This window comes from Lentzea sp. NPDC037011, from assembly GCF_055607425.1.
This window is the reverse complement of the sequence record NZ_JBVJRT010000005.1, coordinates 419,906-444,747: the sequence shown is the minus strand read 5'-3', so window position 1 is coordinate 444,747 and position 24,842 is coordinate 419,906. Positions and strand designations below refer to the sequence as shown.

The following is a 24,842-nucleotide window of genomic DNA, read 5'->3' as shown; positions in this document are numbered from 1 at the left end:
GACGCCGGACACCCTCGGCACTGACCTGCGCCGGGAGCCCGGTTCGACCGGTTCTCGCTGAGAGGAACGGTTCAGATCCTCAGTGCGACGACCCCGATGAGCACCGTGAGAGAGCCCAGGCCGAGCAGTTCCACGAGCCCGGTCCGAGTCCCTGATGGGATGAACGCGGTGAACGCCGCAACAACGAATGTGATCGTCTGGACAATGGCGAACCGGCGTGCCGGTGCTTTCAGCGCGGCGGGTTCCACATTCGTTTTCACCGGAACGACCGCCGCGAGCGCGGACGTCACGTGAACGAGGTGCAACAACGGGATCATCACCAGCACCCCGAGCCGCAGCGGGTGCCCGTCCCCGAACGCCATCGTGACCGCCGCGTACCCGATGAGCAACGCCGGTCCCGCGCTCGCCGGCAGGAACACCGACAACGCGGTCAGCCCCGCGACGACGACCAGCGGCACGATCGAGTCCGCTTCGGCGTTGAGGATCAGGGCCACCGGGAGCGCGGCCAGGACGAGCGCGAGCCGCATCAGCATCCGCTCGTCACCCTCACGCCGTGCCGCGCCATCCGCCGCAGCCGCACCCGGTGCTCCGCGGCGATCAGCTCCGCCGCCACCTCACCCCACGGGGTCTCGCGGTCGGGTTCGAGCGGCGAGGGCAGCGTGTCGACCGCCAGCACCAGGTGACCGCGTTTCGCCGTCTGCACGGCCAGGTCGGCGATGTCGTCGTCGATGAACGGCGACAGCAGCACGACCACGCAGCCGTGCGGGAGGGCGCGCAGCACGGGCTTGGCCGACCACCCCGCGGCCTGCGCGCACACGACGAGCTGCGTGCGGATGCGCATCAGGTGGCGGCGCCCGACGCCGGAGCGGACGTTGAGCTGCGGGCGGCCCAGGTCCACCAGCGCCACCCGGTCGCCCTGCCGCAGGTACCCGGCGGCCATCGACGCGGCGCCGCGCACCGAGCGGTCCAGGCTGCCGTCCAGGCGGGTGGTGGCGCCGTGGCGGACCGACGCCCACTCGCCGACCTCGGCGCCGAGGTCGGTCCTGGTGTCCACCGCCAGCACGACCTCCGCGTCGGCCTCGGCGTGCCGTTCGCGGACGTGCAGCGCGCCGGTGCGGGTGGTGACCCGCCAGTCGATCCGCCGCAGCCGGTCGCCGGGCTGGAACGCGCGGATGTCGCGCAGCTCGGTCGAGTCGCCGGGGCGTGGTGAGCGGTGGACGCCGACCAGGCCGGCCGGGCGCGGCGGTAGCGGGCCGGCCGGGTGGTGCTCGACCGGCGGCAGGATCGTGCGGACGTGCTCGACGCCGACGACCGGGCCGTGGACGTGCAGGCCGTCCGGTCCGGCGAAGAGGTGGTCGAGCCGCAGGTCGACGCCGGGTCCCCAGGCGTCGCGGCGGACCTCGACGGGCAGGTCGGGCACCTCGGCGGGCAGCGCGACGACCTTGCCGGACAGCTTCACGACGGCGATCTCGGCGTCGGCGCCCTCGACGTGGGCGACGGTGTGCACGAGCCCTGCGCCCGCACCGCGCGGGACGGGCCGGACCTCCACCGTCGGCGTGCCCTTCGGCCTGGTCGTGAGCAGCACCGACAGCACGAGCGGGGTGCCGAACAGGACGAGCTCCACCTCGTGCAGGAACAGCCCGGCCAGCACCAGCCCGAGGCCCAGCCACACCGCCCGCACGTAGGCGTCGGTCGGGTGCCAGTGCGCGCCGTGGGAGGCGGCGAACGCCTCGCGAACCCGGTCGGCCCTGCTCATGCGCTCGGTGGTCCCGGCACCCTGCCGAGCAGCTCGGTCACGACCTGCACGCCGCTCACGCCGGAGGTCCACGTCTCCGGCTTCAGCACGAGCCGGTGCGCGAGGACCGCGACGGCGCACTCCTTCACGTCCTCTGGCAGCACGTAGCCGCGTCCGTCCAGGGTGGCCAGTGCGCGGGCGACGAGCACGAGCCCCTGCGCGCCCCGCGGGGAGGCGCCGACCTCGACCGACGGGTGCTGCCGCGTCGCGCGGGCCAGGTCGACGCAGTACCGCAGCACGTCTTCGTCCACAGTGGACAGTTCAAGCTCCCGCTGCAGCTCGGCGAGCCGGCCGGGCGCCAGCACCGGCGGCACCTCGGCGTCCTCGCGCTGCCGGGCGATGCGCCTGCGCAGGACCTCGACCTCCTCGTCGACCGGCGGGTAGCCGATGTCGAGCCGCACCAGGAACCGGTCGAGCTGCGCCTCCGGCAGCGGGTAGGTGCCCTCGTACTCCACCGGGTTGGAGGTGGCCAGCACGTGGAACGGCGCCGGCAGCGCGAACGTGCGGCCCTCGACCGTGACCTGCCGCTCCTGCATGGCCTCCAGCAGCGCCGACTGCGTCTTGGGCGGCGTGCGGTTGATCTCGTCGGCCAGCAGCAGCCCGGTGAACACCGGCCCCTCGCGGAACTCGAACTCGCGCGTGCCGGGGTCGTAGAGGAACGACCCGGTGACGTCGGCGGGCAGCAGGTCGGGCGTGCACTGCAGGCGCCGGAAGTCGAGGCTGAGCGCCTGCGCGAGCGATCGGGCGATCAGCGTCTTGCCCAGCCCCGGCACGTCCTCCAGCAGCACGTGGCCACCGGCCAGCACCGCCGCGAGCGCGAGCCGCACCGTGCGCCCCCGCCCGACCACGACCCGGCCGATCTCGTCGAGAACGGCCTCGGCCTCCAGCTCGATCGTCACTCGCCCCTCCCGGGTGGTTCGTCCGCCGCGGTCCCGGTGCTCCGCACGCGCCGCAGCGCCGGCAGGGCCTCGGGCAGCCACACGCCGTGCGTGCCGGTCTCCCGGACCCTCACTCGACCCTCCTGAGCCGTTCCGCGAGGTCCGCGGGGTCCGGCATGCGGTCCGCGTCGACGCCGAGCCGCCGCAACCGCGCGCGGAACCGCTCGTCGAACCGGGTCTGGTCCCCCGCGGCCTCCTCCAGCCTGCTCGCGAGCGTGCTGGCGTGGGCGGTGCTGATCGAGCCCGGCACCTGCGGTCCCGCGCTCCACAGCACGTCGGTGGCCCTGGGCAGCCGGGTGACCAGCACGGCGAACGCGGCGGGCGGCACGGCGAGCGCGGTCGCCCAGAGCGGCGTGGCGCCCAGCCACCACAGCACGCCGCCGATGACGACCCCGGCGCCCAGTGCGAGAACGGTCCTCACGCGAGCTCCCTGATGATGCGGTCCAGCTCGTCCCTGGCGGCGCGCGCCTGCTGGGCGGTGACGTCCTCGTGCCCGAACCGCGCGCGTTGGTAGAGACCTCTGAGCACGTCGGCGTCGACGCCCAGGCCCCCGGTGAACTCGGTCGGCGTCTGGTGCGGCTCGCGCGTACGTGTTCCTTCGAGCGCCAGCCAGGCAGCGATGACGGCGTCCCGCGGCGGCCGGTCCGGGTGCTCCGTGAACTCCTGCAACGCCTTCTCGGCCCGCCGGACGAGCGCCTGCTCCGGCGGCAGCGCGGTGTCCCCCACCTCTACCCCGCGGATGCCCCCGCGCCGGCGCCACCGCGGCAGCTCGACCGCGAGCACGAGGCCGACCAGTCCGAACAGGACGAGCACCAGCAGCACGAACAGGAACACCGTGAACGGCACCGCCACCACGTCCGGCAGCTCACCGGGCACCTGCAGGTCCACCGGCAGCGAGTTGTCGGCGGGCCGCGGCGGCGAGGAGCCGGTGCGCGGCACGAACCGCACCGGCGACGCCCCGCTCGCCGCGGCGGCCACGACCAGCAGCGCCGCGACGGCCACACCGGCCCGCCACCACCTCATGCGCGCCAGCGTCGCACGCCCGCGCGCGTTTCCCCACCGGTTCGCAGGATCGAGCCGGTCGGTCCCGGTGCGGGAACACCGCGCGGCGCCGGGTGTGCTCTTCGTGCCGGTCCTCCAGAACTCGACCCGCCGCCCCGGCCAGCTCGCGGCCTGGTCCAGCAGCCGCAGCCCGGCACACAGCGGCTCGCTGAACTCCTCGTACAGCGGGTGGCCGAGCAGCGTGCCGTCCTCGTGGCGGACGGTCAACGCGTTCAGCGGCCGGTCATCCGCGGTGCAGACGGCGGAACTCCTCCAAGAGGTCGCCGACCAGCAGCACCATCGACATCTTGATCTCGTCCGGATCGCTGAAGCCCCTCTCCGCGTCCGCCGCCAGACGCGGGAGCAGGTCCTCTGGTGTGGACGCCAGCTCGCGGAGGTCCTCGACGGCACCCGCGACCACGGCACGCGACAGGTCGTGCGACGCGATCGTCGTGAAACTCGCGGCCAGCGCCGGCAGGTCGGCGGAGCGGAGCAGCCGAAGCACGTCGAGGCCGTCCTTCGGCTTCAACCGATGCGGCTGTTGCTCACGCCGTTCGGCGATCTTGACCACCTTGGAGACGACCAGAGCCGCCGGTCCCGCCACCTTGATCTCGAACGCCCTGGCGTCGGCGCGGTCGAAGGCCCGGATCAAGCGGACCTCGTTGTCCACCACCGCGGGTTCCAGTCCGGGCGTTCGGCGAGCCGTCGCCGTGGCCTGGTGCGGTGGCCGCAGGTGAGCGGACCTCCGACCTCCTGCGCCGCACAGGGCCTCCGGAGCCATGAGGTCGACCGTGATGTCGCCGCGGCCCCTCCAGCTACCGGGTTGCCCACCCGGGAAGAACCCGGCCGCGTGCATCGCGTCGACGATCGACGGCTCGTCCGCGAGCCATCCGGGAACGAGCGCGAGGTCCGCGTCTGTGGTGGTGGGCGCCGTCACGAAGTCCGCAACGTCCGTGTGCAGGTAGACCGCCTGTGCGCCAACCAGAACGAGCGCTTCCCGGTGTGGTCCCAGCCCTTCCAGGGCGTCGAGGAGCACCGACCGCGCCTCGACGTACTCCTGCGGGATCATCCTTCCCAACCCGGTTCGCTCAGGGCGAGCGCCGCCATCAGCTGCTCGGCCTCTTCGGTCGACCGCCCAGGCCCTGTCAGCAGATCCGCCACAGCCTGGGCAGGTGGTGCGTACTCGACGCCGTCGACAAGGCGTGACCTGCGCTGGACGACCTCGTCGTACGGCCTCATGACGAGCACGTTGGCTCCACGATCAGCGGCTCTCAAGCTGAGCTGCTTCATCAGTTCGAGGGGGTCTTCGGCGTACAGGCTCAGCGATACGATCGGCGACACAGGTGTCATGTGGTCAGGCAGATACGCCCGCGCCGCTGCCGAACCGGTGACGACGACTGAGGTCTTGAGGTCTGCCAACGACTTCAGCGCGTGGCTCAGTCCCCTCGGGTCCAGCGTCGTGATCACTTCGTTCGAAGCCATGACGTTGTAGTCCTGCACCCAGCGCTCCAGGAGCAGTCGTTTGCGGACCGCGACGACAGCGCCGTCCTCGCTCCTGGTGATCGCCGCTTCACGATCCAGCAGCTCCAACACCCTGGCGCTCGTGGCCACGCCGACCTCCGCGCGCTCCGCGAGTTCGCGGACGCGCACCGGCACCGCGGTTTCGGCGAGTTCGAGCACGACCTTGGCGGCGGCAGGCCCGCGGAGGGACTTGAGCAGTCGATCGGCGGGATCGCGGAACCCGCTGCGCTCGGCTCCGGACCGGTCGAGGAAGACCACGGGTTCGTCGAGCCGCACGCGCAGGTTCCCGGTGAGGTCGAACCAGCCGATCCCGTGCTGGTCGAGCTGCGCGCGCGTGGTCGGCGACACGAACGGCGTGGCGACCACCGCCCCGCGAACAGGAATGTGATGGCCTGACATGGCCGCTGTGTGCGCGTCCAACTTCTTGGCGATCCGCGCGACGTCCCGCGGCACGACCACGCCCTTGCACTCGACCAAGACCATCACACTCGTCCCGTCCGGTGCCGTGACCACCACGCCCGCATCAGTTTCGAGGAGGCGTTGACCTCCGGAAGCGCGCGGACGCAGTTCATGCCGCACTGACCACGTGGACGGCAGCAAGGAGCGAACCAGTCGCTCGAAGGAGCCGACCAGCTCAACTGTGGTTGTTCCGCGTTCCTCGCCGTTCCGTGACACCTGGAACATGCTAATTCGTGGAACAGCTCCAAGGCGACCATTGCCGTCACACGTCCGGCTGGTCAGCTCAGCCTCGCGTGCTCCTTGGCCCGCAGCAGCAGCCCTTGCAGCATCTCCTGCGTCAACCGTCCGGTGTAGGTGTTGTGCGGCGACACGTGGTAGCACCCGAACACGCGCACCCCACCGGCCTCCACCTCCACCCCGTGCCCGAACTTCACCGGCGGGCCACCCACCAACGGCAGGAACGCCTTCCACCCGAACCCGCCCAGCACCACGACGGAACGCAGGTTCGGCAGCAGCGCCATCTCCTCCCGCAGGTACGGCAGGCACCGGTCGCGTTCCTCCGTCGTCGGCTTGTTCTCCGGCGGCGCGCACCGCACCGGGGAGGCCATCCGCAGGCCGTGGAGCTCCAGGCCGTCGTCACGGGAGGTGCTGGTGGGCTGGGAGGCGAAGCCCACCTCGTACAGCGCGCGGAACAGGAAGTCGCCGGACGCGTCGCCGGTGAACATGCGGCCCGTGCGGTTGCCGCCGTGGGCCGCGGGGGCCAGGCCGACGATGAGGACGGAGGCGTCCATCGGGCCGAAGCCGGGGACCGGGCGGCCCCAGTAGACCTGGTCGCGGAAGGCGGCGCGTTTGGTGCGCGCGGCGGTTTCGCGCCAGGCGACCAGGCGCGGGCACGCTCGACAGGACGTTATTCGATCGTCGAGTTCCGTAGTGTTGCTCCCATGTCCGAGGAGAAGACCGAAGAGAAGCCAGTATCTCCTGCCGATGATCTGGTCACCACCCAGCACAGCACCACCGTCAAGGGCCGGGAGCTGAACTACACCGCCACCACCGGGCGTGTCGTGCTCAGGGAGGAGGTGCTCAAGGACGGCGTCTTCGAGGGTCACAAGCCGAAGGCGGAGGTGTTCCTGACCGCCTACACGCTGGACGGCGCCGACCCGTTGAAGCGGCCGGTCACGTTCGCGTTCAACGGTGGTCCCGGCAGTGCCAGCGTGTGGCTGCACATGGGTCTCCTCGGACCGCGCCGGGTGCTGTCGGGCGACGTCGGCAACCTCACGCCGCCGCCGTACGGCATCGCGGACAACGAGGAGACGTTGCTCGCCGAGAGCGACCTGGTGTTCATCGACCCGGTGTCGACGGGCTACTCGCGGGCTGCGGAGGGGCAGAAGCCGGGCGACTACCACGGCTACCAGCCGGACATCGACTCCATCGCGGAGATCATCCGGCTGTGGACCGCGCGCAACGGGCGGTGGATGTCGCCGAAGTTCCTGTGCGGCGAGTCGTACGGCACGTTGCGGGCGGCAGGGCTGGCCGAGCACCTGCAGAAGAAGCACGGCATGTACCTCAACGGGCTCATGCTGATCTCGTCGGTGCTGGACTTCGCGACGCTGCAGTTCAACGAGGGCCACGACCTGGCCTACGCGCTCTACCTGCCGACGTACGCGGCCATCGCGCACTACCACGGCCTGCACGGCGACCGGCCGCTCAAGGAGGTGCTCGCCGAGGCCGAGGAGTTCGCCTCGCGCGACTACCCGTACGCGCTGGCCCGCGGCAACCGCCTGCCCGACCACGAGCGCGCGGCGGCGATCAGCAGGATCGCGCACCTCACCGGCCTGTCCGAGGAGTACGTGGACGCGGTCGACCTGCGCATCGAGCACATCCGGTTCTTCACCGAGCTGCTGCGCAAGGACCGCAAGACCGTCGGCCGCATCGACGCCAGGTTCACCGGGTGGGACAAGGACTACGGCCGCGAGGAGATCTCCGCGGACCCGTCCATCGACGCCATCCTCGGCCCGTACGCGGCGGTGCTCAACCACTACCTGCACGCCGAGCTGGGCTACTCCAGCGACCTGCCCTACGAGGTGCTCTCGCGGGTCATCGAGCAGTGGTCCTACAAGGAGTTCGAGGGCCGGCACGTCACCACGGCGGGCAAGCTCTCGGCCGCGATGCGCTCGAACCCGCACCTGAAGGTGCACGTGGCGTTCGGCTGGTACGACGGCGCCACGCCGTACTTCGCCGCCGAGCACCTGATCGCGCACCTGCAGATCCCGAAGGAGCTCACCGCGAACATCGAGTCGGCCTACTACCCGGCCGGCCACATGATGTACGTGCACGAGCCCAGCCGCATCCAGCAGTCGGAGGACCTGGCCGCGTTCGTCCGGAACTCGTCGAACACGTGATCCTGGACCTGACCGACGACACCGTCCTGCGCGAGCTGTGGACGGTGCAACGGCTGGCGTACGCCGTCGAGGCCGAGCTGATCGGCTTCGACGGCATCCCGCCGCTGCACGAGTCGCTCGACGAGCTGCGCGCGTGCGGTGAGACGTTCCTCGGGCTGTACGACGGCGAAGGTCTCGCGGGCGCGGTGTCCTACGTGCTCGACGGGTCCACCGTGGACATCCACCGGCTGGTCGTGCACCCGCGGGCGCACCGCCGCGGCATCGCGACGAAGCTGCTCGACGCGTTGCCGGAGGGGCCGCAGTCGGTCAGCACCGGCACCCGCAACGAGCCCGCCCTGCGCCTGTACCGCGGCCGCGGTTTCGTCGAAACCGGCACGCACGAGGTCGCCCCCGGCGTGTCGATCACCCACCTCGCCCGGCCCTGAAGCGCACGCGGGGAGACCCCGTACCCCAGAAACGCACGCGGGGAGCCCCCGTACCCCAGAAGAGTACGAAAGCTCCCCGCGTGCACCTGGGAACGACGGTCAGACGACCGCGCGCTCCTCGGCGAAGTGGCAGGCCGACGGGTGGTTCGCGACCCGCGTGACGAGCTCGGGCACCTCGGTGGCGCAGATGTCCTGCGCCTTCCAGCACCGCGTGCGGAACCGGCAGCCCGACGGCGGGTCGATCGGCGACGGCACGTCACCGGTCAACCGGATGACGTCGCGCCGGCCGCGCTGGGTCGGGTCCGGCACCGGCACCGCGGACAGCAGCGCCTGCGTGTACGGGTGCGTCGGGTGCTCGTAGATCTGCTCCTCGGTGCCGATCTCCACGATCTTGCCGAGGTACATCACCGCGACGCGGTCCGACAGGTGCCGCACGACGGACAGGTCGTGCGCGATGAACACGTACGACAGGCCCATCTCCTGCTGGAGGTCGCCCAGCAGGTTCATGACCTGCGCCTGGATCGACACGTCGAGCGCGGACACCGGCTCGTCGCACACGATCACCTTGGGCTTCAGCGCCAGTGCTCGCGCGATGCCGATGCGCTGGCGCTGGCCGCCGGAGAACTGGTGCGGGTACCGGTTGATGTGCTCCGGGTTGAGGCCCACGATCTCCAGGAGCTCCTGGACCTTCCGCTGCCGGTCGCCCTTGGGCGCGACCTCGGTGTGGATCTCGTAGGGCTCACCGACGATGTCGCCGACCGTCATGCGCGGGTTCAGCGACGTGTACGGGTCCTGCAGCACGATCTGGATGTCGCGGCGCAGCTTGCGCAGCTCCGCGCCCTTCATGCCGAAGATGTCGCGGCCCTCGAAGCGCGCGATGCCCGACGTCGGCGGTTCCAGGCGCATCAGCACCTGGGCCAGCGTGGACTTGCCGCAGCCGGACTCGCCCACGACGCCCAGGGTCTCGCCCTTGCCGAGCGAGAACGAGACGCCGTCGACGGCCTTGACGTGGCCCACGGTGCGCTTGAACAGCACGCCGACGCGGACCGGGAAGTGCTTGACGAGGTTCTCCACCTCGAGGATCGGCTCAGCCACGAGCGACGACCTCCTCCGCGATGTGGCACCGGCTGGTGCGGCCCATGCCGAGGTTGTGCACGGCGGGGACCTCGGTGACGCACCGGTCGAACGCGCGCGGGCAGCGCGGGTTGAACGGGCAGCCGGGCGGGATGTTGGTCAGCGACGGCGGCAGACCCTTGATCGTCTTCAGCTCCTGGCCGCGCAGGTCCACGCGGGGCAGGGACTCGAGCAGCGACTCGGTGTACGGGTGCCCCGGCGCGCGGAACAGCTCGTAGACGTCGGCGTGCTCGACGATGCGGCCCGCGTACATGACCGAGATCCGGTCCGCGACGTCGGCGACGACGCCGAGGTCGTGGGTGATCAGGATCATGCCCATGTCGCGTTCCTTCTGGATCTCCGCGAGCAGGTCCATGATCTGGGCCTGCACCGTGACGTCCAGTGCGGTCGTGGGCTCGTCCGCGATCAGCAGCTCCGGGTCGAGCGCGAGCGACATCGCGATCATCGCGCGCTGCCGCATGCCGCCGGAGAACTGGTGCGGGTAGTCGTTGACCCGTCCCTTGGCGTTCGGGATCTTGACCTGGTCGAGCAGCTCGACGGCGCGCTTGCGGGCGTCCGCCTTGGACATGCCGCGGCGGACCTTGAGCTGCTCCTCGATCTGGAACCCGACGGTGAAGACCGGGTTCAGCGCGGAGAGGGCGTCCTGGAAGATCATGGCGATGCCCTCGCCGCGGACCTGCCTGCGGTCCTCCGCCGACTTGGTCAGCAGGTCCTCGCCGCGGAACTTGATGGTGCCGTTGGTGATGAACGCCGGCGGCATGTCCAGGATGCCCATGATGGTCTGGGCGGTCACGGACTTGCCGGAACCGGACTCCCCCAGCACGGCCAGGGTCTCGCCGGCGGAGACGTGGTAGGACACGCCGTTGAGCACCTTCGCGACACCGTCGCGGGTGCGGAATTCCACGTGGAGATCCTCGACCTCCAGCAGTGGCTGAGTCACGAGATCTCCCCTATCGGGACTTGGGGTCGAGTGCGTCGCGCACGGCGTCGCCGAGCATGACGAAGGCCAGGACGGTGATCGTCACGAAGCCCGCGGGGAACAGCAGCATGTGCGGTGCCGCCTGGAAGTAGTCGCGGGACTCCGAGATCATCACGCCCCACGACACGACCGGCGGGCGCAGGCCGATGCCGAGGAACGCGAGCGTCGCCTCGGCGCCGATGAAGGCACCCAGCGCGATCGTCGCGTACACGAGCACCGGCGCGACCGTGTTCGGCAGCAGGTGCCGGAACACGATGCGGATCGGCGAGGCGCCGAGACCGCGGGCCGCCTTGACGTAGTCCTGCTGCTTGGCCACGAGCGTCGCGGACCGCATGATGCGCATCGCGACCGGCCACGACAGCACCGCGATCGAGAGCACCACCTGCGTGACGATCTTGACCACACCGGGGTTCTCGGTCGGGGCGTTCAGCGTGGTCAGGATGACGATCGCGCCGAGCACGAACGGGATGCCGGCGAAGATGTCGGCGAACCGGGACAGCACGCTGTCGATCCAGGTCTTCGCGTACCCGGCGATGATGCCGACGGTCGAACCGATCAGCACGGTCAGCAGGGTCGCGAAGATGCCGACGAGCAGCGACGCGCGGGCGCCGTGCATGGCACGGGCGTAGACGTCGTAGCCCTGCAGGTCGTAGCCGAACCAGGCGTCACCCGACGGCGGCGCCAGCGACTTGTCGAGGTTCGCCGCGCGCGGGTCGACCGACGTGAACAGCGTCGGCCAGATCGCCATCAGCACGACGACCGCGATGATGACCAGCGAGATGATGAACGTGGGCTTGCGCCGCAGCTCGCCCCACGCGTCGCTCCAGAGCGAGCGGGGCTTGCGCTGCTTCTGCGACGAGTCGTCGACGTGGCTGAGCTGGTCGACACCGGCCGCCGCGGACGCCTCGAGTCCGGCTCCACCGGACACGGATCCTGGGTCACTCATAGCGAATCCTCGGGTCGAGAACGGCGTACAGGAGGTCGACGAGCAGGCTCATCAGCAGGTACACGAGCACCAGCAGGGTCACGATGCCCGTGACCATGACGCCTTCCTTCTCCTGGATGCCGCGGAAGATCAGGCCGCCGATGCCGTTGATGTTGAAGACGCCCTCGGTGACGATCGCGCCACCCATGAGGCTGCCGAGGTCGGTGCCGAGGAACGTGATCACCGGGATCAGCGAGTTGCGCAGCAGGTGGACGCCGACGACGCGGGACTGGGGCTGGCCCTTGGCGATCGCGGTGCGCACGTAGTCGGACCGGCGGTTCTCCACGATGCTGCTGCGGCTCAGGCGGGCGACGTAGGCCATCGAGAGGCTGCCGAGCACGAAGCCGGGCAGGATCAGCTCACCGAACGTCGGGTCGGAGCTGACCGAGGTGTCCATGAAGTCGAAGCCCTGCGGGCCGAGGTACAGGCGCAGCACGAAACCGGTGACGAACACCGGCAGCGAGATCAGGAACAGCGTCGAGATCAGGACCAGGTTGTCCAGGAAGCCGGACTTGCGCAGACCGGTGAGGACACCGGCGATGATGCCGATGACCGCCTCGATGATCAGCGCGATGATGCCCATCTTCAGCGTGATGGGCCACGAGGTGGCGATCTGCTCGCCGACGGACACGCCGTTGAAGGTGGTGCCGAAGTCACCGACGACCAGGTTGCCCAGGTACTTGAAGTACTGGACGACCAGCGGGTCGTTCAGGTTGAGCTTCTCGCTCATCTCGGCGACGTAGGACGGGTCGCACGGACGCTGGCCGCACTTGCCGGCGAACGGGTCCTGCGGAATCGCCCAGACGAGGGCGTAGATCAGGAAGGTGGTCCCCAGGAAGACCGGTATCAGCTGCAGCAGACGGCGCAGCACATAGCGACCCATGAGGTCGGCTCCTTGCGTGGTGGGGGGCGTCTGAGCCTGAACACCGCTCCGGCCCCGCGCCCGTGACGCTCAGTGGACGCGAGGCCGGATCGTGCTAGCTGCTCACAACGGGTGTTCGGCTGTCAGCCCTTGACGCGGAACGACGCGAGGTCGGCGTCACGCTTGAAGGTCAGCTTGGCGGCGAGCAGGTTCTTCGAACGACCGCCGATGCCCTTCTCGTTCCAGGTCGGGATGGACGGCATGTCCTTCGCGATCTGGTCCTCCGCCTGCTGGTACAGCTTGATCGCGGCGGCCTCGTCCGCGGTGCCGTCGGCCTGCTCCAGGAGCTTGTCGACCACCGGGCTCGAGTAGTTCGAGTCGTTGGACGAACCACCGGTGCGGTACAGCGGGTTGAGGAAGTTCTCGATCGACGGGTAGTCGGCAGACCAGTCGGAACGGCTCATGCCGGTCAGCTGCTTGCCGTCGACGATCTGGCGGAACGCACCGAAGTTGGTGGCACCGACGAACTCGCACTCCACGCCCAGCGCCTGCTTGATGCTGTTGCAGGCCGCCTCGAGCGGCTCCTTGCGGCCACCGTCCTGGTTGGACTGGATGGTCAGCTTGCCGGTGAAGCCGGACTCCTGCAGGAGCTGCTTCGCCTTCTCCGGGTTGTACGTGCAGTACTCGCCGCAGACGCCCTTGCGGTAGCCGTTGATGCCGGGCGAGACCCAGCCGTCGGACGGCGTGAAGGAGCCGGCGAGGACGGTCTTGGTGATCTGCTCGCGGTTGATGGCCATGGAGATGGCCTGGCGGAGCTTCACGTTGTCCTTGAACGCCGGGACGTAGTACGGCAGGGCGATCGCGCTCTGGCCCAGCAGGTTCGCGGTCAGGACCTGGTCACCGAGGTCCGCCTTGTACTTCTCGCCGACCTTGGCCGACGGGGGCAGGGCCTCCATGAAGTCCAGCTTGCCGGCCACCAGGTCCTGGTAGGCGGTCTCCTGGCTGGAGTAGATCTTGATGTCGAGGGTCTTGAAGTGGACCTTCTCGCCCTTGTAGTCGTCGAAGCGGTCGAGCTTGATGAGCGAGTTCGGCGTGCGCGAGACGAACTTCAGCGGGCCGTTGCCGATCGGCTTGGCCTCGAACGCCTTGGGGTCCGCGAAGAACGCGTCCGGCAGCGGCGAGAACGGCAGGTAGCCGACCATGGTGGTGAAGACCGAGGTCGGCGCGTTGAGCGTGACCTTGAACTCGTAGTCGCTGACGACCTCGAGGCCGGACATCTTGTCGGCGGTCGGCTTCGCGGCCTCGTCAGCCGGGTGCACGTCCTTGAAGCCCTGGATGACCGAGAAGAACGAGGCGGCCTGCTGCGCGTTGTTCGCGTTGGCCGACCAGTTCCAGCCGTCGACGAAGTTCTTCGCCTTGACCTCGGTCCCGTCGTGGAACTTCCAGCCCTGCTTGATCTTGACGGTGTAGACCTTGGCGTCGGTCGACTCGATCGACTCCGCCATGAGGTTGGTGGGCTTGCCGTCCTCCGGCGCGTAGTCCACGAGGCGCGCGAACAGGGCCTCGGTGACCTTGGAGCCACCGGCCTCGGTCGTGTTGGCCGGGAACAGCGTGCTCTTGGGCTCGGTGCCGTAGATGGACACCGTGCCTTCGGGGTTCTCCTTGCCCTCGGAGGTGGACGAACCGCCACCCCCGCCGCACGCGCTGAGCGTCATGGCCAGCGCGGCCGGCAGAGCCACCCACGCAACCCGTGATCGCGACATCAATCTCTCCCGCCTATTCCCGGCGGCGCCGCAAGTGGTGCGGGCGCACGCCTCCCCGGGAGGTCTCGTCCACCTCCCAAAACGTGAGAGGACGTTAACCGGGGTGTCCAGGAGTACGCGCACTGAAACCGGTCACAAACTCGTCACGATCGTCTCAAGTCGACCTTAATTCAGCGCTGGACCAGCGAAAACGCGATGCCGTCGAGGATGTCGTGCTCACTGCAAACGAGCACGTCAGTTCCCGCGCGATTGTGCAGCTCCTCGGCAATCGCGCGCAGAACGATCGCTCCACCGCAGATGACGTCCACCCGGCCGGGATGCATGGGTCCCAACCCGGCCCGTTCATCATGCGTCATGGAGAGAACACTGTCAGTGATTTCACGAACATTGTCAAGTGTGATGCGGGAGAGGTGGATTTCGTCGCTGTTGTACACCGCCAACCCCTGGACCAGGGCGGACAACGTCGTGACCGTTCCGGCAACGCCGATCCACGTGCGCGTCTTCTCGACCGGAACTGTTTCGAAGGCCAATTGGACCTGCTCGCGCGCAAACGCTTCCGCCTTGTCGACCTCGCCCTTCTCGGGCGGGTCGGAGTGGAGGAACCGCTCGGTCAGCCGCACGCAACCGATGTCCATCGACCGCGCCGCCTCGACCTCCGCACCGCTGCCGAGGACGAACTCGGTGCTGCCACCACCCAGATCGGTGACGAGGAAGGGTCCCCCGTCCGGGTCTAGGTCGGCGACCGCGCCGAGGTAGGACAGCCGCGCCTCCTCGTCCCCGGAGATCACCTCCGCCGGCGCCCCGAGCACCTCCTCGGTCATGCCGAAGAAGTCGTCCCGGTTGCTCGCGTCCCGCGTGGCACTCGTGGCCACCATCCGCACGCGCTCCACGCCCTTGCGCTGCATCGTGCGCGCGTAGTCCAGCAGGGCGTCCTTCGTGCGCTTGATCGCGTCGGGGTGCAGCCGCCCCGTGGCGTCGACCCCCTGCCCGAGCCGGACGACCTGCATCTCGCGGTGCACGTCCCGCAGCCACACCGTGCCGTCGTCCCGCGTGGTCACGTCAGCGACCAGCAGCCGGATCGAGTTGGTCCCGCAGTCGACGGCGGCAACCCGCGCCATGGCTCACTCCTCGTTTCGGTGTTCTTCGGCAAGCATGGCGTAGACGAAGAGGTCACCCCACTCGCCCTTGAAGACCTCGTTCTGCCGGAAGTGCGCCTCCCTGCGCATCCCGAGCCGTTCCATCAACCGCCACGACGGCTCGTTGCGCGGGTCGCACTGCGCGATCACCCGGTGCAGCCGCACCTGCTCGAAGGCGAGGTGGAGCATCTGCTCGGCCGCCTCCCGCGCGTACCCCCTGCCCTGGAACTCGGGGTTGAAGATGTACCCCAGCTCCCCCTGCGCGTGCTCCCGGCTCAGCCACTTGATGTCGACCTCGCCGATGACCGTGCCGTCGAGCACGGCGGCGAGGGCGAGCGACTGGCCGTCCCCGGTGAGCTCGTCCATGGCCGACCACCTGAGCAGCTTCTCCGCGGTCTCGTCGCGGGTCAGTGCCTCGTCGTAGAGGTAGCGGGCGACCTCGGGCAGGCGGCGGTAGGCGTGGACGTCGTCGAGGTCCGCGGGGGTGAAGGGGCGCAGGAGGAGGCGGTCGGTCTTGATCGGGTAGTCAGGGCGCACGGTCACACCTTGCCAAGGAACACCGGCGGTGCCTCCTGGTTTTCCGGTGTCAGCGGCGTGCCCGCCACTCCTGTGCGAGCACCGCGTAGGTGTAGAGGTCGGCCCACTCCCCCTTGACCACCCTGTTCTGCCGGTAGTGGGCCTCCCTGCGCATCCCGAGCCGTTCCATCACCCGCCACGACGCCTCGTTGCCCGGGGCGGCCCTGGCGATGACCCGGTGCAGCCCGAGCTCCTCGAACCCGAACCGCAGCAACGCCCCCGCCGCCTCGCCCGCGAGTCCCCTGCCCTGGAACTCGGGGTTGAAGACGTACCCGATCTCGCCCTGCCGGTGCTCCTCGCTCAGCCACTTGAGGACGACGTCGCCGACCACCCGCCCCGCCTCCGGCCAGTGCACGGCGAGGGAGAGCCCCTGGCCGTCGCCGGTCAGCTCGGTCTGGGCGGCCTTCCTGGCGAGCAGCTCGGAGGTCCCGGCGCGGTCGGTCACCACGGTGAGGAGGTAGCGGTTGACCTCGGGATCGGTGCGGTAAGCCGCGTAGTCGTCGAGGTCCGCCGGGGTGAAGGGGCGCAGGAGGAGGCGGTCGGTCTTGATCGGGTAGTCAGGGCGCACGGTCACACCTTGCCAAGGGACACGGGCGGTGCAGGGCGGATCGCGGTGTGACGAAGGTCAGTCCCGCTCCGGGCGCGCAGCACGAGGGCCGAGCGGACAACGGATCAGGTCGTCGTGCTCATGACCGGACCGCTCGCCCCCGTGGTCGGCACGACACTGCTGGCCGCTGCCGTCGTCGTCACCGCAGTGGTCGGCTCGACGGTCGTCGTCGGCTCCACCCGCGTGGTCGTCCCCTGCGACTGGCTCGACGACCCGGCCGGCGGGTTCGACGGTTCCTGGGCGGGCGGGTTCGAGGACGAGGGCGGGGTGGACGAGGAGGACGACGGCGGCGTCGAGGAGGACGGCGGGCACGACGGCGCGGACGAGGAGGACGGCGGCGTGGACGACGAGGGCGCGGAAGAAGAGGTCGTCGGCGGCGGCGTGCACGGGTTCGAGGACGACGGCGGGGTCGACGGGTTCGAGGACGACGACGGCGGCGGGGTCGACGTGCTGGGGTTGCCCGGGTTCCCGGAGTTGCCGGGGTCACCGGAGTTGCCCGGCGTCGGGTTCTGCACGTTGTTGCCGGTGTCGGGGAGCAGGGGCAGCGTGTCGACGTTGTCGGTGTACTGCTTGGCCCACTGCAGGACCGTGCGGACGTAGGAGTTCGAGTTGTTGTAGCGGAAGATCGCGGCCGAGCGGGCGGAGGGCTGGGACAGGTCGCCGCCGCCCGCGCAGAGGTAGCGGCCGGCGCCGAGGGCGGCGTCGTAGACGTTGTTCGGGTTGATGACGCCGTCGTCGTTGCCGTCGGCGCTGTAGCCCGCCCAGGTGCCGGGGATGAACTGCATGGGGCCGACGGCGCGGTCCCAGGTGGCGTCGCCGTCGAGGCGGCCCCCGTCGGTGTCGCGGATGGCGGCCATGCCGGGGGCGCCGTTGAGGACCGGGCCGAGGATCTTCGGGGTGGCGTCGCCGATGGCGTTGACGCGGCCGTTGTTGGCGTGGTTCGACTCGACCTTGCCGATGCCCGCGAGCAGGGCCCAGTCGAGGTTGCAGCCGGGGACCATGGTGGCCATCTTGTCCTCGGCGCGCAGGTACGCCTCCAGCACGACGCCGGGGATGCCGTGGTCGCCGGGGAAGTCCTCGATGACGCCGGGGTCGTTGTCGAGGTCGTCGAGGTCGCCGTCCTCCAGGTCGAGCAGCAGCGCGGCGCTGAGCTCGTCGGACAACGGCAGGCGGCCGGTCGCGCCCAGCTCGGACGGGTCGCGCCGCAGGGCGCCGAAGACGTCGGCAGGGCCCAGGGAGACCGCGATGTCGGTGTGCTTGGAGAGGTTGACCCAGTCGACCAGCCTGGTGCCCACGATCAGCGCCGGCGCGAGCATGGCAGCCAGTGCGGCCACGGCGAAGCCCTTGTGACGGGCTGACAGGGCCGCGGGACCGCGCAGTTTGGCCATTGCCACGAATACTCACCTCTCGTGCGTCATCGCGGCGCGCCGTCCGACAGTTACGGCGTGCGCCCCCTCGCTGCCCTGGTCCCAGCCTGCCTCACTCGCGAGCCCAGGTGTACCCAAGACGGAGTGAAGCGCCTGTTCGGTTCCGTTGACCGTTAACCGGCCGCGCAGTCACCGACCGGCCACAGGGCCTGCTCGCGCAGGACCGCCAGCGCCTCGTCGCCGAACGGGTTGACGCCGGGGCCCTTCGCCAGCGAGTGGGCCACGTGCACGTGCAGGCACTTGACCCTCGTGGGCATGCCGCCCGCGGTGACCTGGGTGCCCAGCGGTTCGAGGGCGTCCCGCTCCGCGAGGTACGACTCGTGCGCGCGCTGATAGGCGGCGGCGAGTTCGGGGTCCTCCGCGAGCCGGTCGGTCTGCTCCCTCATCAGCCCGTTGCCCTCCAGCGTGCTGACCAGGGAGTTCAGCTTCGGGCAGGTCAGGTAGAACATCGTCGGGAACGGCGTCCCGTCCGGCAGGCGCGGGTGCGTCTGCACGACGTTCGGGTGTCCCGAGGGGCACCGCGACGCGATCGCGCGGGTTCCGCGCGGCGTCCGGCCCAGCTGCTTCGCGACCACTTCCAGGTCAGCAGCAGTTACTTGTGCGTCACCGATTGCCAAAGTTCCTCGTACCAAGACTGGTTCGCCGACGGCTTGCCCGACGGACGCTCCGATTCAGTGTTGCGGTTCTCGTCGCCCGGCAGCTGCACGATGTACGGCGTCTCGCCCGGCCGCACCCAGTGCAGCCGCTTGCGCGCCTCGATCTCCACGAACGCCGGGTCGTTCAGCTGCGCCTTGCGGTGCTCCAGCGCGGCGACCTGGTCGCGCAGCTTGTCGGACTCCGCGTTCGCGTCGCGCAGCTCGTCGCGCTGGGACAGGTAGGTCCGCAGCGGGACCGCGATGCTCAACGCCAGTGCGCACAGCACCATCGCGAACATCGCGGCCCGCCGCGTGCCGGTCATCCCGAAGGCGCCGCCCGTGCCGTCGGAACGGCGGGCGGGCCCCTTCGGACGGGGTGGCTTGCGCGCGCGGGTGGGCCGCGCCTCCCGTTCGGCACGGGGGCGGCGTGGTCGGCGCGCGCGCTCAGCCATGCGTCAGCCCTCCGGCGTGTACCGGGGGAACGCCAGCTCGCCCGCGTACCGCGCGGCGTCGCCGAGGCTCTCCTCGATGCGCAGCAGCTGGTTGTACTTCGCGGTGCGCTCACCGCGGGCGGGGGCACCGGTCTTGATCTGGCCGGCACCGGTCGCGACGGCGAGGTCGGCGATGGTCGTGTCCTCGGTCTCGCCCGAGCGGTGCGACATCATCGACTTGTAGCCGTAGGAGGTGGCCAGCGAGACCGCGTCCAGCGTCTCGGACAGCGTGCCGATCTGGTTGACCTTCACCAGCAGCGCGTTGGCGGCGCGGCGGGAGATGCCCTCCTCCAGGCGCTCCGGGTTGGTGACGAACAGGTCGTCGCCGACGATCTGGACCTTCTCGCCCAGCTCGGCGGTCATCTGCACCCAGCCGTCCCAGTCGTCCTCGGACAGCGGGTCCTCGATGGAGACCATCGGGTAGTCGCGGACCAGCTCGGAGTAGTAGCCGATCATCTGCTCGGCGGAGCGCTTGTTCTTCTCGAACGTGTAGGCGCCGTCGGAGAAGAACTCCGTGGCGGCCACGTCGAGCGCGAGCGCGATGTCGCGGCCGGCGCGGTAGCCGGCCTTCTCGATGGCTTCGAGGATCAGGTCGAGCGCGTCGCGGTTGCTGCCGAGGCTGGGGGCGAAGCCGCCCTCGTCGCCCAGGCCGGTGGCGAGGCCCTTGCTCTTCAGCACGGACTTCAGCGCGTGGTAGACCTCGGCGCCCCAGCGCAGGCCCTCGCGGAACGTCTCCGCGCCGATCGGCGCGATCATGAACTCCTGGATGTCCACGTCGGTGTCGGCGTGCGAGCCACCGTTGAGGATGTTCAGCATCGGGACCGGCAGCACGTGCGCGTTCGGTCCGCCGATGTAGCGGAACAGCTCCAGGCCGGAGCTCGTCGCCGCCGCCTTCGCGACCGCGAGGGACACGCCCAGGATCGCGTTGGCGCCCAGGCGGCCCTTGTCCGGGGTGCCGTCCAGGTCGACGAGCTTCTGGTCCACGACGCGCTGCTCGACGGCCTCGATGCCGACCAGCTCGGGGCCGATCTCGTCGAGCACCGCGGTCACCGCACGCTCGACGCCCTTGCCCAGGTACCGCTTGGCGTCGCCGTCGCGCAGCTCCACCGCTTCGTGCTCACCGGTCGAGGCACCCGACGGAACGGCGGCGCGCTCCAGCGTGCCGTCGTCCAGCGCCACCTCGACCTCGACGGTGGGGTTGCCGCGCGAGTCCAGGATCTCGCGTGCTCCGACCTGCTCGATGACCGCCACTTGCGCTCCCTGTTTCTCCTGCGTCTCGTCTCGCGACGAGCCTACTTGGGCCAGGTGACCGACCGGGGCTCGACACCGTCAGATCACAGCGGGCCGCCGGAGCCGGTCTACTGAATCGTGCCAGACGCGCCCCGGTGCCGTACACGGCTACGACAGCGACACCGGCAGGTGCTTGACGCCGTTCTGGAAGTTCGACCGCAGCCGGACGACCTCGCCGTCGAGCCGCAGCCGGCCGGGCAGGTCGAGGACCGCCTCGAAGACCGCGCGCAGCTGGGTGCGGGCCAGCTGCGCGCCGAGGCAGAAGTGCGGGCCGTGGCCGAAGCTCAGGTGGTCGGCCTCGCGGCGGCCCACGTCGAACCGGCCGGGGTCGGTGAACACGCGCTCGTCCCGGTTGGCCGCCGAGAACCACACGACGACCTTGTCCCCCGCCCTGATCTCCACTCCCGACAGCGACGTGTCGCGGACGGCCGTGCGGCGGAAGTGCATCACCGGCGTCCACCACCGCAGCACCTCCTCGACCGCCGTGCCGAGCAGCGACCGGTCGGCGCGCAGCCGGTCGTACTGGCCGGGGTGCTCCAGCAGGGCGATCAGGCCGCCGGGGATGCCGTTGCGCAGGGTCTCGTTGCCCGCCACGGAGAACAGCCAGAACAGGTTCTCGAACTCCTCGATCGACAGGTCCTCGCGCATGAGGTTGCTGATCACGTCGTCCGACGGGTGCGCACGCTTGTGCTCGCCCAACGCGTGCGCGTAGGCGTAGAGGTCGGGCATGCCGTTGCGTGCGCGCGGGTCACGGCCGTCGTCGGGACGCAGCTCCAGCGCCGCCAGCGCCATGTCCGTCATCCCGGTCGTGTCGCTGGAGGACAGGGCGTACTCGGCGTCCTGGAAGCCGATCACGCGGTTGCTCCAGTCGTAGAGCAGCGCGCGGTCCTGGCGCGGGACGCCGAAGACGTCGGCGAGCGTCAGCAGCGGCAGGTCGGCGACGTCGGCGGCGAAGTCACCGGACGGCTCGGCGACGATGCGGCGGGCGTTCTCCCGGATGCCCTCCTCCAGCCGCGCGACCGCACGCGGGGTGAACGCCCCGGTCAGCATGCGCCGCAACCGCGAGTGCTCCGGCGGGTCCTGGTTGAGCATCATCCGCTGGACGTAGGCGAGGTCGTCCGGCCGCGGGTCGCGGATCTGCGTGGCGCCGCGGTGCGAGGAGAAGACGCCGGGCGAGCGCAGCACCGTCTTGACGTCGTCGTACCGGAACACCGCCCAGAAGTCGTCGATGCGCACCACGTTCTTTTCGCGCAGCCGGGTGAGTGCGTCGTGCGGGACACCGGAGGTATATGTGTCCGGGTCGAGGATCAGCTCGGCATCGGTACGCATAGAACAGGATTCTGACGTGCTCCATGTCGAACGTGGCGGGAACGGACCGCTGCTGGTGCTGCTGCACGGCCTCGGTGCCACCGGTGAGGTCTGGGAGCAGGTCGTCGCGGACTGGCACGGCAGCTGGCTCGTGCCGGACCTGCCCGGTCACGGCAGGAGCGCGCCCCTCGACCGGTACTCGTTCGGCTCTCTCGCGGCCGCCGTCGCGACCGTGATCCCTCGCGAGCCCGTCACGGTCATCGGCCACTCGCTGGGCGGTGTGGTCGGCCTGGCGCTGGCGAGCGGCTGGTTCGGGGTCGAGGTCACGACCGCGGTCGGCGTCGGGGTCAAGGTGCGGTGGACCGACGAGGAGCTGGCCAAGGCCGCCGCGCTCGCCGCCAAGCCGGCCAAGGTCTTCGGCACCGAGGCGGAGGCCGCCGACCGCGCCGCGAAGATGGCCGGCGTGCCGCTGCGGCACGGCGTGACCGAGGTGGACGGCGGCTGGGCGCCCGCGCTGGACATGCGCGCGTTCGGCGTCGGCCGCCCGGACATGGCCGGGCTGGTCATGGCCGCGCAGGCGCACGTGGTGCTGGCGGCGGGTGAGAACGACCCGATGAGCCCCCGGGAGCACCTGGAGGAGCTGGTGCCCGAGCCGGTGGTGTTCACCGGCGCGGGCCACAACGTGCACGTCGAGTCGCCCTCGTCCCTGTCCCCCGTGCTCGCTCAGCTCGCGAGGTAGCCGCCGTCGGCCGCGAGGACCACGCCGGTCACGAAGCTGGACCGGTCCGACGCGAGGAACAGCACGGTGTCGGCGATCTCCTCCGGCTCGCCGACGCGGCCCAGCGGCAGCTGCGCGCTGAACTCCTCGAACACCTCACCGGCCTGCACGACCGCGGCGTCGGTGCGGACCGGTCCGGGTGCCACCGAGTTGACGCGGACGCCGTGCCCGCCGAACTCGACGGCCCACGAGCGGGTGAACGCGTCCACCGCGGCCTTGGAGGCGCTGTACACGCTCGTGACCGCGTTGCCGGCAGCAGCGCCGATGGACGAGATGTTGATGATCGCGCCCTTCTTCTTCGCGACCATCGCCGGGGCGAGTGCGGCCGTGAGGAAGTAGGTGCCGCGCACGTTCACGTCGAACACCTGCTCGTAGGTCTCCACCGACTGCTCGGGGGTCGAGGAGAACGGGAAGATGCCCGCGTTGTTGACCAGAATGTCGACCTCGCCGACCTCCTGGGCGAGCTTGCGGACGTCGTCGAGGTCGCCGACGTCGGAGACGATGAAGTGCGCGGTGCCGCCGGCCTTCTCGACCAGCTCGACGGTCTCCTTGCCCAGCTCGGCGCGGCGACCGGTGAGGTAGACGGTGGCACCCGCCTCCGCGAGCCTGACCGCGATCGCGCGGCCGATGCCCGAGGTGGCTCCGGTGACGAGTGCCTTCTTGCCTGCGAGTTCCTTGGTTGACATGTCCACAAATTTGGCGCAGCCGGATGGTCGAGCCGTGAATTTCGGATGAATCAGCTGGTCAGGACGGGTGTGCGGAGTCCGAAGTACAGCTGCACGAACCGCGGCAGCCGGTAGCAGCCGAGCACCACCGGTTCGATCAGGTGCACGTCGGCGAGCGACTCCAGCAGCATCTCGATGCACGCCACGTCACCGCCGTAGAGCTCGGCCGCCTCGCACACGGTGACCACGTCCCGGTCCTGGCGGGCCAGCAGGCGCAGCAGGTGGCGTTCCTCGTCGGTGAGCTGCAGCGCGGCCTTGTCCAGCGGCGCCAGCACGGCCCGGCAGTCGGACGGGACGGCGGTGCCGAGCCTGCTCTCCCGCTCCATTTGCAGCTGCAGCATCTCGACGGTCCACTGCGGTCGGGAGGACAGCTTGCCGCCGAGCACCCTGATCGGGTTCGGCAGGTGCGAGACGCGGGCCAGCACCTCGGCCGCGCGCTCCGGTTCGGCGTCGATCCGCCGAGGGTCGAGGACCTTGCGGAAGAACTCGTGCGCCTCGGTCTCGGTGAGGCCAGCGGTCCTGACCCACGTGACGGCGGGCAGCTCGTTCAGCCTGCGCACGCTCGTCAGGACGAGCGCGGAACCCGGGGTGTGCAGGTCGCGCACGGACGCCGCGTCGGTGACGTCGTCGACGACGACCAGGAACCGCTTGCCGCGCGCCTTCTCCCGCCACAGCGCGGCCCGGTCGCCTGCCGGGTTCTCGACGCCGACCGCGCGCAGCAGCTCGGTCGCGACGTCCTTGCCGCGCACGACGATCTGCCCGTCGGGGAACCGGTGCCTCACCAGGTGGCCGATCCGCACGGCCAGCGCGGTCTTGCCGCTGCCGTGCATGCCGGTGATGCCGACCGTGCCGGGCAGGACCCGCAGCGCCTGCGCGATCTCCTGGGCCCGCCCGGTGAAGTCGGGCAGGTCGGGGGGCAGCTGCTCGGGCTTGCGCGGCAGGTGCAGGTCGCCGGTGAGGATTTGGGCGTGGACCTTGCGCAGCTCGGGACCGGGTTCGAGCCCCAGCTCGTCGTTCAGCAGTGCGCGCGCCTGGTGGTAGTGGTCCAGCGCCTCGGCTTGCCGGCCGTCGCGGTAGAGGGCGTGCATCAGCAGCGCACGCGGGCGTTCCCGCAACGGGTTCGCGGCCACGTGCTTCTGCAGCTCCAGCACGTCGAGCTCGCGTTCGAGCCAGTCCTCGCGGGCCTTGAGCCGCTCCTGCGCGAGCCTGACCCGCTGCGCCTCGAAGTACGTGCCGGTCAGGCCTTCCAGCGGTTCCCCGCGGCAGTCGTCGACGAGCTCGGCGCGCACGGTGTAGCCGCCGTCCTTCGACCTCAGGTCCAGCTCCGGCAGGGCCTTGCGGATCTTGTACGTGTACGTGCGCAACGCCGTCAGCGCGCTCGGCGTCGGGTCGTCCCAGACCATCCCGATCAGCTGGTCGTTGCTCAACCGGATGCCGTTGTTCAGCAGCAGCGCCGCCAGCACGGCCCGCTGCTGCCGCGGGCCGAGGTCGACCTCCTCGTCCCCTCGCCAGGCTCGTACTGGACCCATCAGTGAGAAGCGCAGGCTCATGCAACGGCACAACGCCCC

26 protein-coding genes are annotated in these 24,842 nt (G+C 70.2%); 3 read left to right on the top strand and 23 right to left on the bottom strand.

Annotated features, from left to right (window positions below; translation table 11 throughout):
• Window positions 1-71: 71 nt before the first annotated feature.
• The 8 genes from ACZ7CH_RS17655 to ACZ7CH_RS17620 all read right to left on the bottom strand — a co-directional run bounded on the left by ACZ7CH_RS17655 (window position 72) and on the right by ACZ7CH_RS17620 (window position 6,740).
• Complete coding sequence (locus ACZ7CH_RS17655) at window positions 72-533, bottom strand: hypothetical protein (protein ID WP_470369455.1); 462 nt, start codon at window positions 531-533, stop codon at window positions 72-74.
• On the bottom strand, window positions 527-1,756 hold the full coding sequence (locus tag ACZ7CH_RS17650; protein ID WP_470374342.1) for a DUF58 domain-containing protein: 1,230 nt from the start codon (window positions 1,754-1,756) through the stop codon (window positions 527-529). Before ACZ7CH_RS17650 ends, ACZ7CH_RS17655 begins: the two co-directional genes overlap by 7 nt.
• Complete coding sequence (locus ACZ7CH_RS17645) at window positions 1,753-2,694, bottom strand: AAA family ATPase (protein ID WP_360385936.1); 942 nt, start codon at window positions 2,692-2,694, stop codon at window positions 1,753-1,755. Before ACZ7CH_RS17645 ends, ACZ7CH_RS17650 begins: the two co-directional genes overlap by 4 nt.
• A gap of 109 nt (window positions 2,695-2,803) precedes the next feature.
• Entirely contained in the window at window positions 2,804-3,154 is a 351-nt protein-coding gene (locus tag ACZ7CH_RS17640) for a hypothetical protein (protein ID WP_360385934.1), read from the bottom strand.
• Window positions 3,151-4,002, bottom strand: coding sequence for a hypothetical protein (locus ACZ7CH_RS17635; RefSeq protein WP_470374341.1), 852 nt, complete (start codon window positions 4,000-4,002; stop codon window positions 3,151-3,153). The genes ACZ7CH_RS17640 and ACZ7CH_RS17635 overlap by 4 nt, the downstream gene beginning before the upstream one ends.
• A 16-nt stretch (window positions 4,003-4,018) precedes the next feature.
• Window positions 4,019-4,843, bottom strand: coding sequence for a hypothetical protein (locus ACZ7CH_RS17630; RefSeq protein WP_470374340.1), 825 nt, complete (start codon window positions 4,841-4,843; stop codon window positions 4,019-4,021).
• On the bottom strand, window positions 4,840-5,970 hold the full coding sequence (locus ACZ7CH_RS17625) for a type IV toxin-antitoxin system AbiEi family antitoxin (RefSeq protein WP_470374339.1): 1,131 nt from the start codon (window positions 5,968-5,970) through the stop codon (window positions 4,840-4,842). The genes ACZ7CH_RS17630 and ACZ7CH_RS17625 overlap by 4 nt, the downstream gene beginning before the upstream one ends.
• Before the next feature lie 62 nt (window positions 5,971-6,032).
• Window positions 6,033-6,740, bottom strand: a complete 708-nt coding sequence (locus tag ACZ7CH_RS17620; RefSeq protein WP_470374451.1) for a uracil-DNA glycosylase — start codon at window positions 6,738-6,740, stop codon at window positions 6,033-6,035.
• Between ACZ7CH_RS17620 and ACZ7CH_RS17615 the strand changes: the two genes are divergently transcribed.
• The gene (locus tag ACZ7CH_RS17615) at window positions 6,696-8,153 is read left to right on the top strand and encodes a S10 family peptidase (protein ID WP_360385930.1); all 1,458 of its coding nucleotides are present in this window, start codon (window positions 6,696-6,698) and stop codon (window positions 8,151-8,153) included. The two genes, ACZ7CH_RS17620 and ACZ7CH_RS17615, sit on opposite strands and share 45 nt — an antisense overlap.
• Entirely contained in the window at window positions 8,150-8,578 is a 429-nt protein-coding gene (locus ACZ7CH_RS17610; protein ID WP_458429427.1) for a GNAT family N-acetyltransferase, read from the top strand. The genes ACZ7CH_RS17615 and ACZ7CH_RS17610 overlap by 4 nt, the downstream gene beginning before the upstream one ends.
• Before the next feature lie 99 nt (window positions 8,579-8,677).
• On the opposite strand, the gene ACZ7CH_RS17605 is transcribed toward ACZ7CH_RS17610, so the two are convergent.
• From ACZ7CH_RS17605 to ACZ7CH_RS17545, 13 genes are all read right to left on the bottom strand, one after another.
• The gene (locus tag ACZ7CH_RS17605) at window positions 8,678-9,673 is read right to left on the bottom strand and encodes an ABC transporter ATP-binding protein (protein ID WP_360385926.1); all 996 of its coding nucleotides are present in this window, start codon (window positions 9,671-9,673) and stop codon (window positions 8,678-8,680) included.
• On the bottom strand, window positions 9,666-10,652 hold the full coding sequence (locus tag ACZ7CH_RS17600) for an ABC transporter ATP-binding protein (protein ID WP_360385924.1): 987 nt from the start codon (window positions 10,650-10,652) through the stop codon (window positions 9,666-9,668). The genes ACZ7CH_RS17605 and ACZ7CH_RS17600 overlap by 8 nt, the downstream gene beginning before the upstream one ends.
• Before the next feature lie 10 nt (window positions 10,653-10,662).
• Window positions 10,663-11,637, bottom strand: coding sequence for an ABC transporter permease (locus ACZ7CH_RS17595; RefSeq protein WP_360385922.1), 975 nt, complete (start codon window positions 11,635-11,637; stop codon window positions 10,663-10,665).
• Complete coding sequence (locus ACZ7CH_RS17590) at window positions 11,630-12,559, bottom strand: ABC transporter permease (RefSeq protein WP_360385920.1); 930 nt, start codon at window positions 12,557-12,559, stop codon at window positions 11,630-11,632. Before ACZ7CH_RS17590 ends, ACZ7CH_RS17595 begins: the two co-directional genes overlap by 8 nt.
• Window positions 12,560-12,681: 122 nt before the next feature.
• Window positions 12,682-14,301, bottom strand: coding sequence for a peptide ABC transporter substrate-binding protein (locus tag ACZ7CH_RS17585; RefSeq protein ID WP_360385918.1), 1,620 nt, complete (start codon window positions 14,299-14,301; stop codon window positions 12,682-12,684).
• A gap of 170 nt (window positions 14,302-14,471) precedes the next feature.
• A complete protein-coding gene (locus tag ACZ7CH_RS17580) occupies window positions 14,472-15,419 on the bottom strand; it encodes a Ppx/GppA phosphatase family protein (RefSeq protein ID WP_458429429.1) in 948 nt (315 codons plus the stop codon).
• Between the two features lie 3 nt (window positions 15,420-15,422).
• Window positions 15,423-15,974 carry a GNAT family N-acetyltransferase gene (locus ACZ7CH_RS17575; protein ID WP_360385914.1) on the bottom strand — a complete coding sequence of 184 codons (552 nt, stop codon included), beginning with the start codon at window positions 15,972-15,974 and terminating at the stop codon, window positions 15,423-15,425.
• A 49-nt stretch (window positions 15,975-16,023) separates the two neighbouring features.
• Window positions 16,024-16,581 (bottom strand): GNAT family N-acetyltransferase, encoded by a 558-nt coding sequence (locus tag ACZ7CH_RS17570; RefSeq protein WP_360385912.1) that lies wholly within the window; start codon window positions 16,579-16,581, stop codon window positions 16,024-16,026.
• A gap of 104 nt (window positions 16,582-16,685) precedes the next feature.
• The gene (locus ACZ7CH_RS17565; protein WP_470374450.1) at window positions 16,686-18,008 is read right to left on the bottom strand and encodes a lytic transglycosylase domain-containing protein; all 1,323 of its coding nucleotides are present in this window, start codon (window positions 18,006-18,008) and stop codon (window positions 16,686-16,688) included.
• Between the two features lie 152 nt (window positions 18,009-18,160).
• Window positions 18,161-18,664: a DUF501 domain-containing protein gene (locus ACZ7CH_RS17560; RefSeq protein ID WP_458429431.1), complete on the bottom strand. Its 504-nt coding sequence runs from the start codon at window positions 18,662-18,664 to the stop codon at window positions 18,161-18,163.
• Window positions 18,640-19,134: an FtsB family cell division protein gene (locus tag ACZ7CH_RS17555; protein WP_360385906.1), complete on the bottom strand. Its 495-nt coding sequence runs from the start codon at window positions 19,132-19,134 to the stop codon at window positions 18,640-18,642. Before ACZ7CH_RS17555 ends, ACZ7CH_RS17560 begins: the two co-directional genes overlap by 25 nt.
• A gap of 3 nt (window positions 19,135-19,137) precedes the next feature.
• A complete protein-coding gene (gene eno, locus ACZ7CH_RS17550) occupies window positions 19,138-20,424 on the bottom strand; it encodes a phosphopyruvate hydratase (RefSeq protein ID WP_360385904.1) in 1,287 nt (428 codons plus the stop codon).
• A gap of 147 nt (window positions 20,425-20,571) precedes the next feature.
• Entirely contained in the window at window positions 20,572-21,792 is a 1,221-nt protein-coding gene (locus ACZ7CH_RS17545; protein ID WP_360385902.1) for a cytochrome P450, read from the bottom strand.
• 16 nt (window positions 21,793-21,808) lie between these two features.
• Here ACZ7CH_RS17545 and ACZ7CH_RS17540 point away from each other — a divergent pair, with 16 nt between their 5' ends.
• Window positions 21,809-22,510, top strand: a complete 702-nt coding sequence (locus ACZ7CH_RS17540; protein WP_360385900.1) for an alpha/beta fold hydrolase — start codon at window positions 21,809-21,811, stop codon at window positions 22,508-22,510.
• Here the strand turns inward: ACZ7CH_RS17540 and ACZ7CH_RS17535 are convergent.
• A complete protein-coding gene (locus ACZ7CH_RS17535) occupies window positions 22,495-23,235 on the bottom strand; it encodes an SDR family NAD(P)-dependent oxidoreductase (RefSeq protein ID WP_360385898.1) in 741 nt (246 codons plus the stop codon). The two genes, ACZ7CH_RS17540 and ACZ7CH_RS17535, sit on opposite strands and share 16 nt — an antisense overlap.
• 50 nt (window positions 23,236-23,285) lie before the next feature.
• Window positions 23,286-24,803 (bottom strand): BTAD domain-containing putative transcriptional regulator, encoded by a 1,518-nt coding sequence (locus ACZ7CH_RS17530; protein WP_458429433.1) that lies wholly within the window; start codon window positions 24,801-24,803, stop codon window positions 23,286-23,288.
• Window positions 24,804-24,842 lie beyond the last annotated feature (39 nt).

Coding starts and splice junctions, on each gene's coding strand:
- ACZ7CH_RS17655 (WP_470369455.1), bottom strand. CDS start 533: ATGCTGATGCGGCTCGCGCTCGTCCTGGCCGCGCTCCCGGTGGCCCTG.
- ACZ7CH_RS17650 (WP_470374342.1), bottom strand. CDS start 1,756: ATGAGCAGGGCCGACCGGGTTCGCGAGGCGTTCGCCGCCTCCCACGGC.
- ACZ7CH_RS17630 (WP_470374340.1), bottom strand. CDS start 4,843: ATGATCCCGCAGGAGTACGTCGAGGCGCGGTCGGTGCTCCTCGACGCC.
- ACZ7CH_RS17615 (WP_360385930.1), top strand. CDS start 6,696: ATGTCCGAGGAGAAGACCGAAGAGAAGCCAGTATCTCCTGCCGATGAT.
- ACZ7CH_RS17595 (WP_360385922.1), bottom strand. CDS start 11,637: ATGAGTGACCCAGGATCCGTGTCCGGTGGAGCCGGACTCGAGGCGTCC.
- ACZ7CH_RS17590 (WP_360385920.1), bottom strand. CDS start 12,559: ATGGGTCGCTATGTGCTGCGCCGTCTGCTGCAGCTGATACCGGTCTTC.
- ACZ7CH_RS17585 (WP_360385918.1), bottom strand. CDS start 14,301: ATGTCGCGATCACGGGTTGCGTGGGTGGCTCTGCCGGCCGCGCTGGCC.
- ACZ7CH_RS17580 (WP_458429429.1), bottom strand. CDS start 15,419: ATGGCGCGGGTTGCCGCCGTCGACTGCGGGACCAACTCGATCCGGCTG.
- ACZ7CH_RS17565 (WP_470374450.1), bottom strand. CDS start 18,008: ATGGCCAAACTGCGCGGTCCCGCGGCCCTGTCAGCCCGTCACAAGGGC.
- ACZ7CH_RS17555 (WP_360385906.1), bottom strand. CDS start 19,134: ATGGCTGAGCGCGCGCGCCGACCACGCCGCCCCCGTGCCGAACGGGAG.
- ACZ7CH_RS17545 (WP_360385902.1), bottom strand. CDS start 21,792: ATGCGTACCGATGCCGAGCTGATCCTCGACCCGGACACATATACCTCC.
- ACZ7CH_RS17535 (WP_360385898.1), bottom strand. CDS start 23,235: ATGTCAACCAAGGAACTCGCAGGCAAGAAGGCACTCGTCACCGGAGCC.
- ACZ7CH_RS17530 (WP_458429433.1), bottom strand. CDS start 24,803: ATGGGTCCAGTACGAGCCTGGCGAGGGGACGAGGAGGTCGACCTCGGC.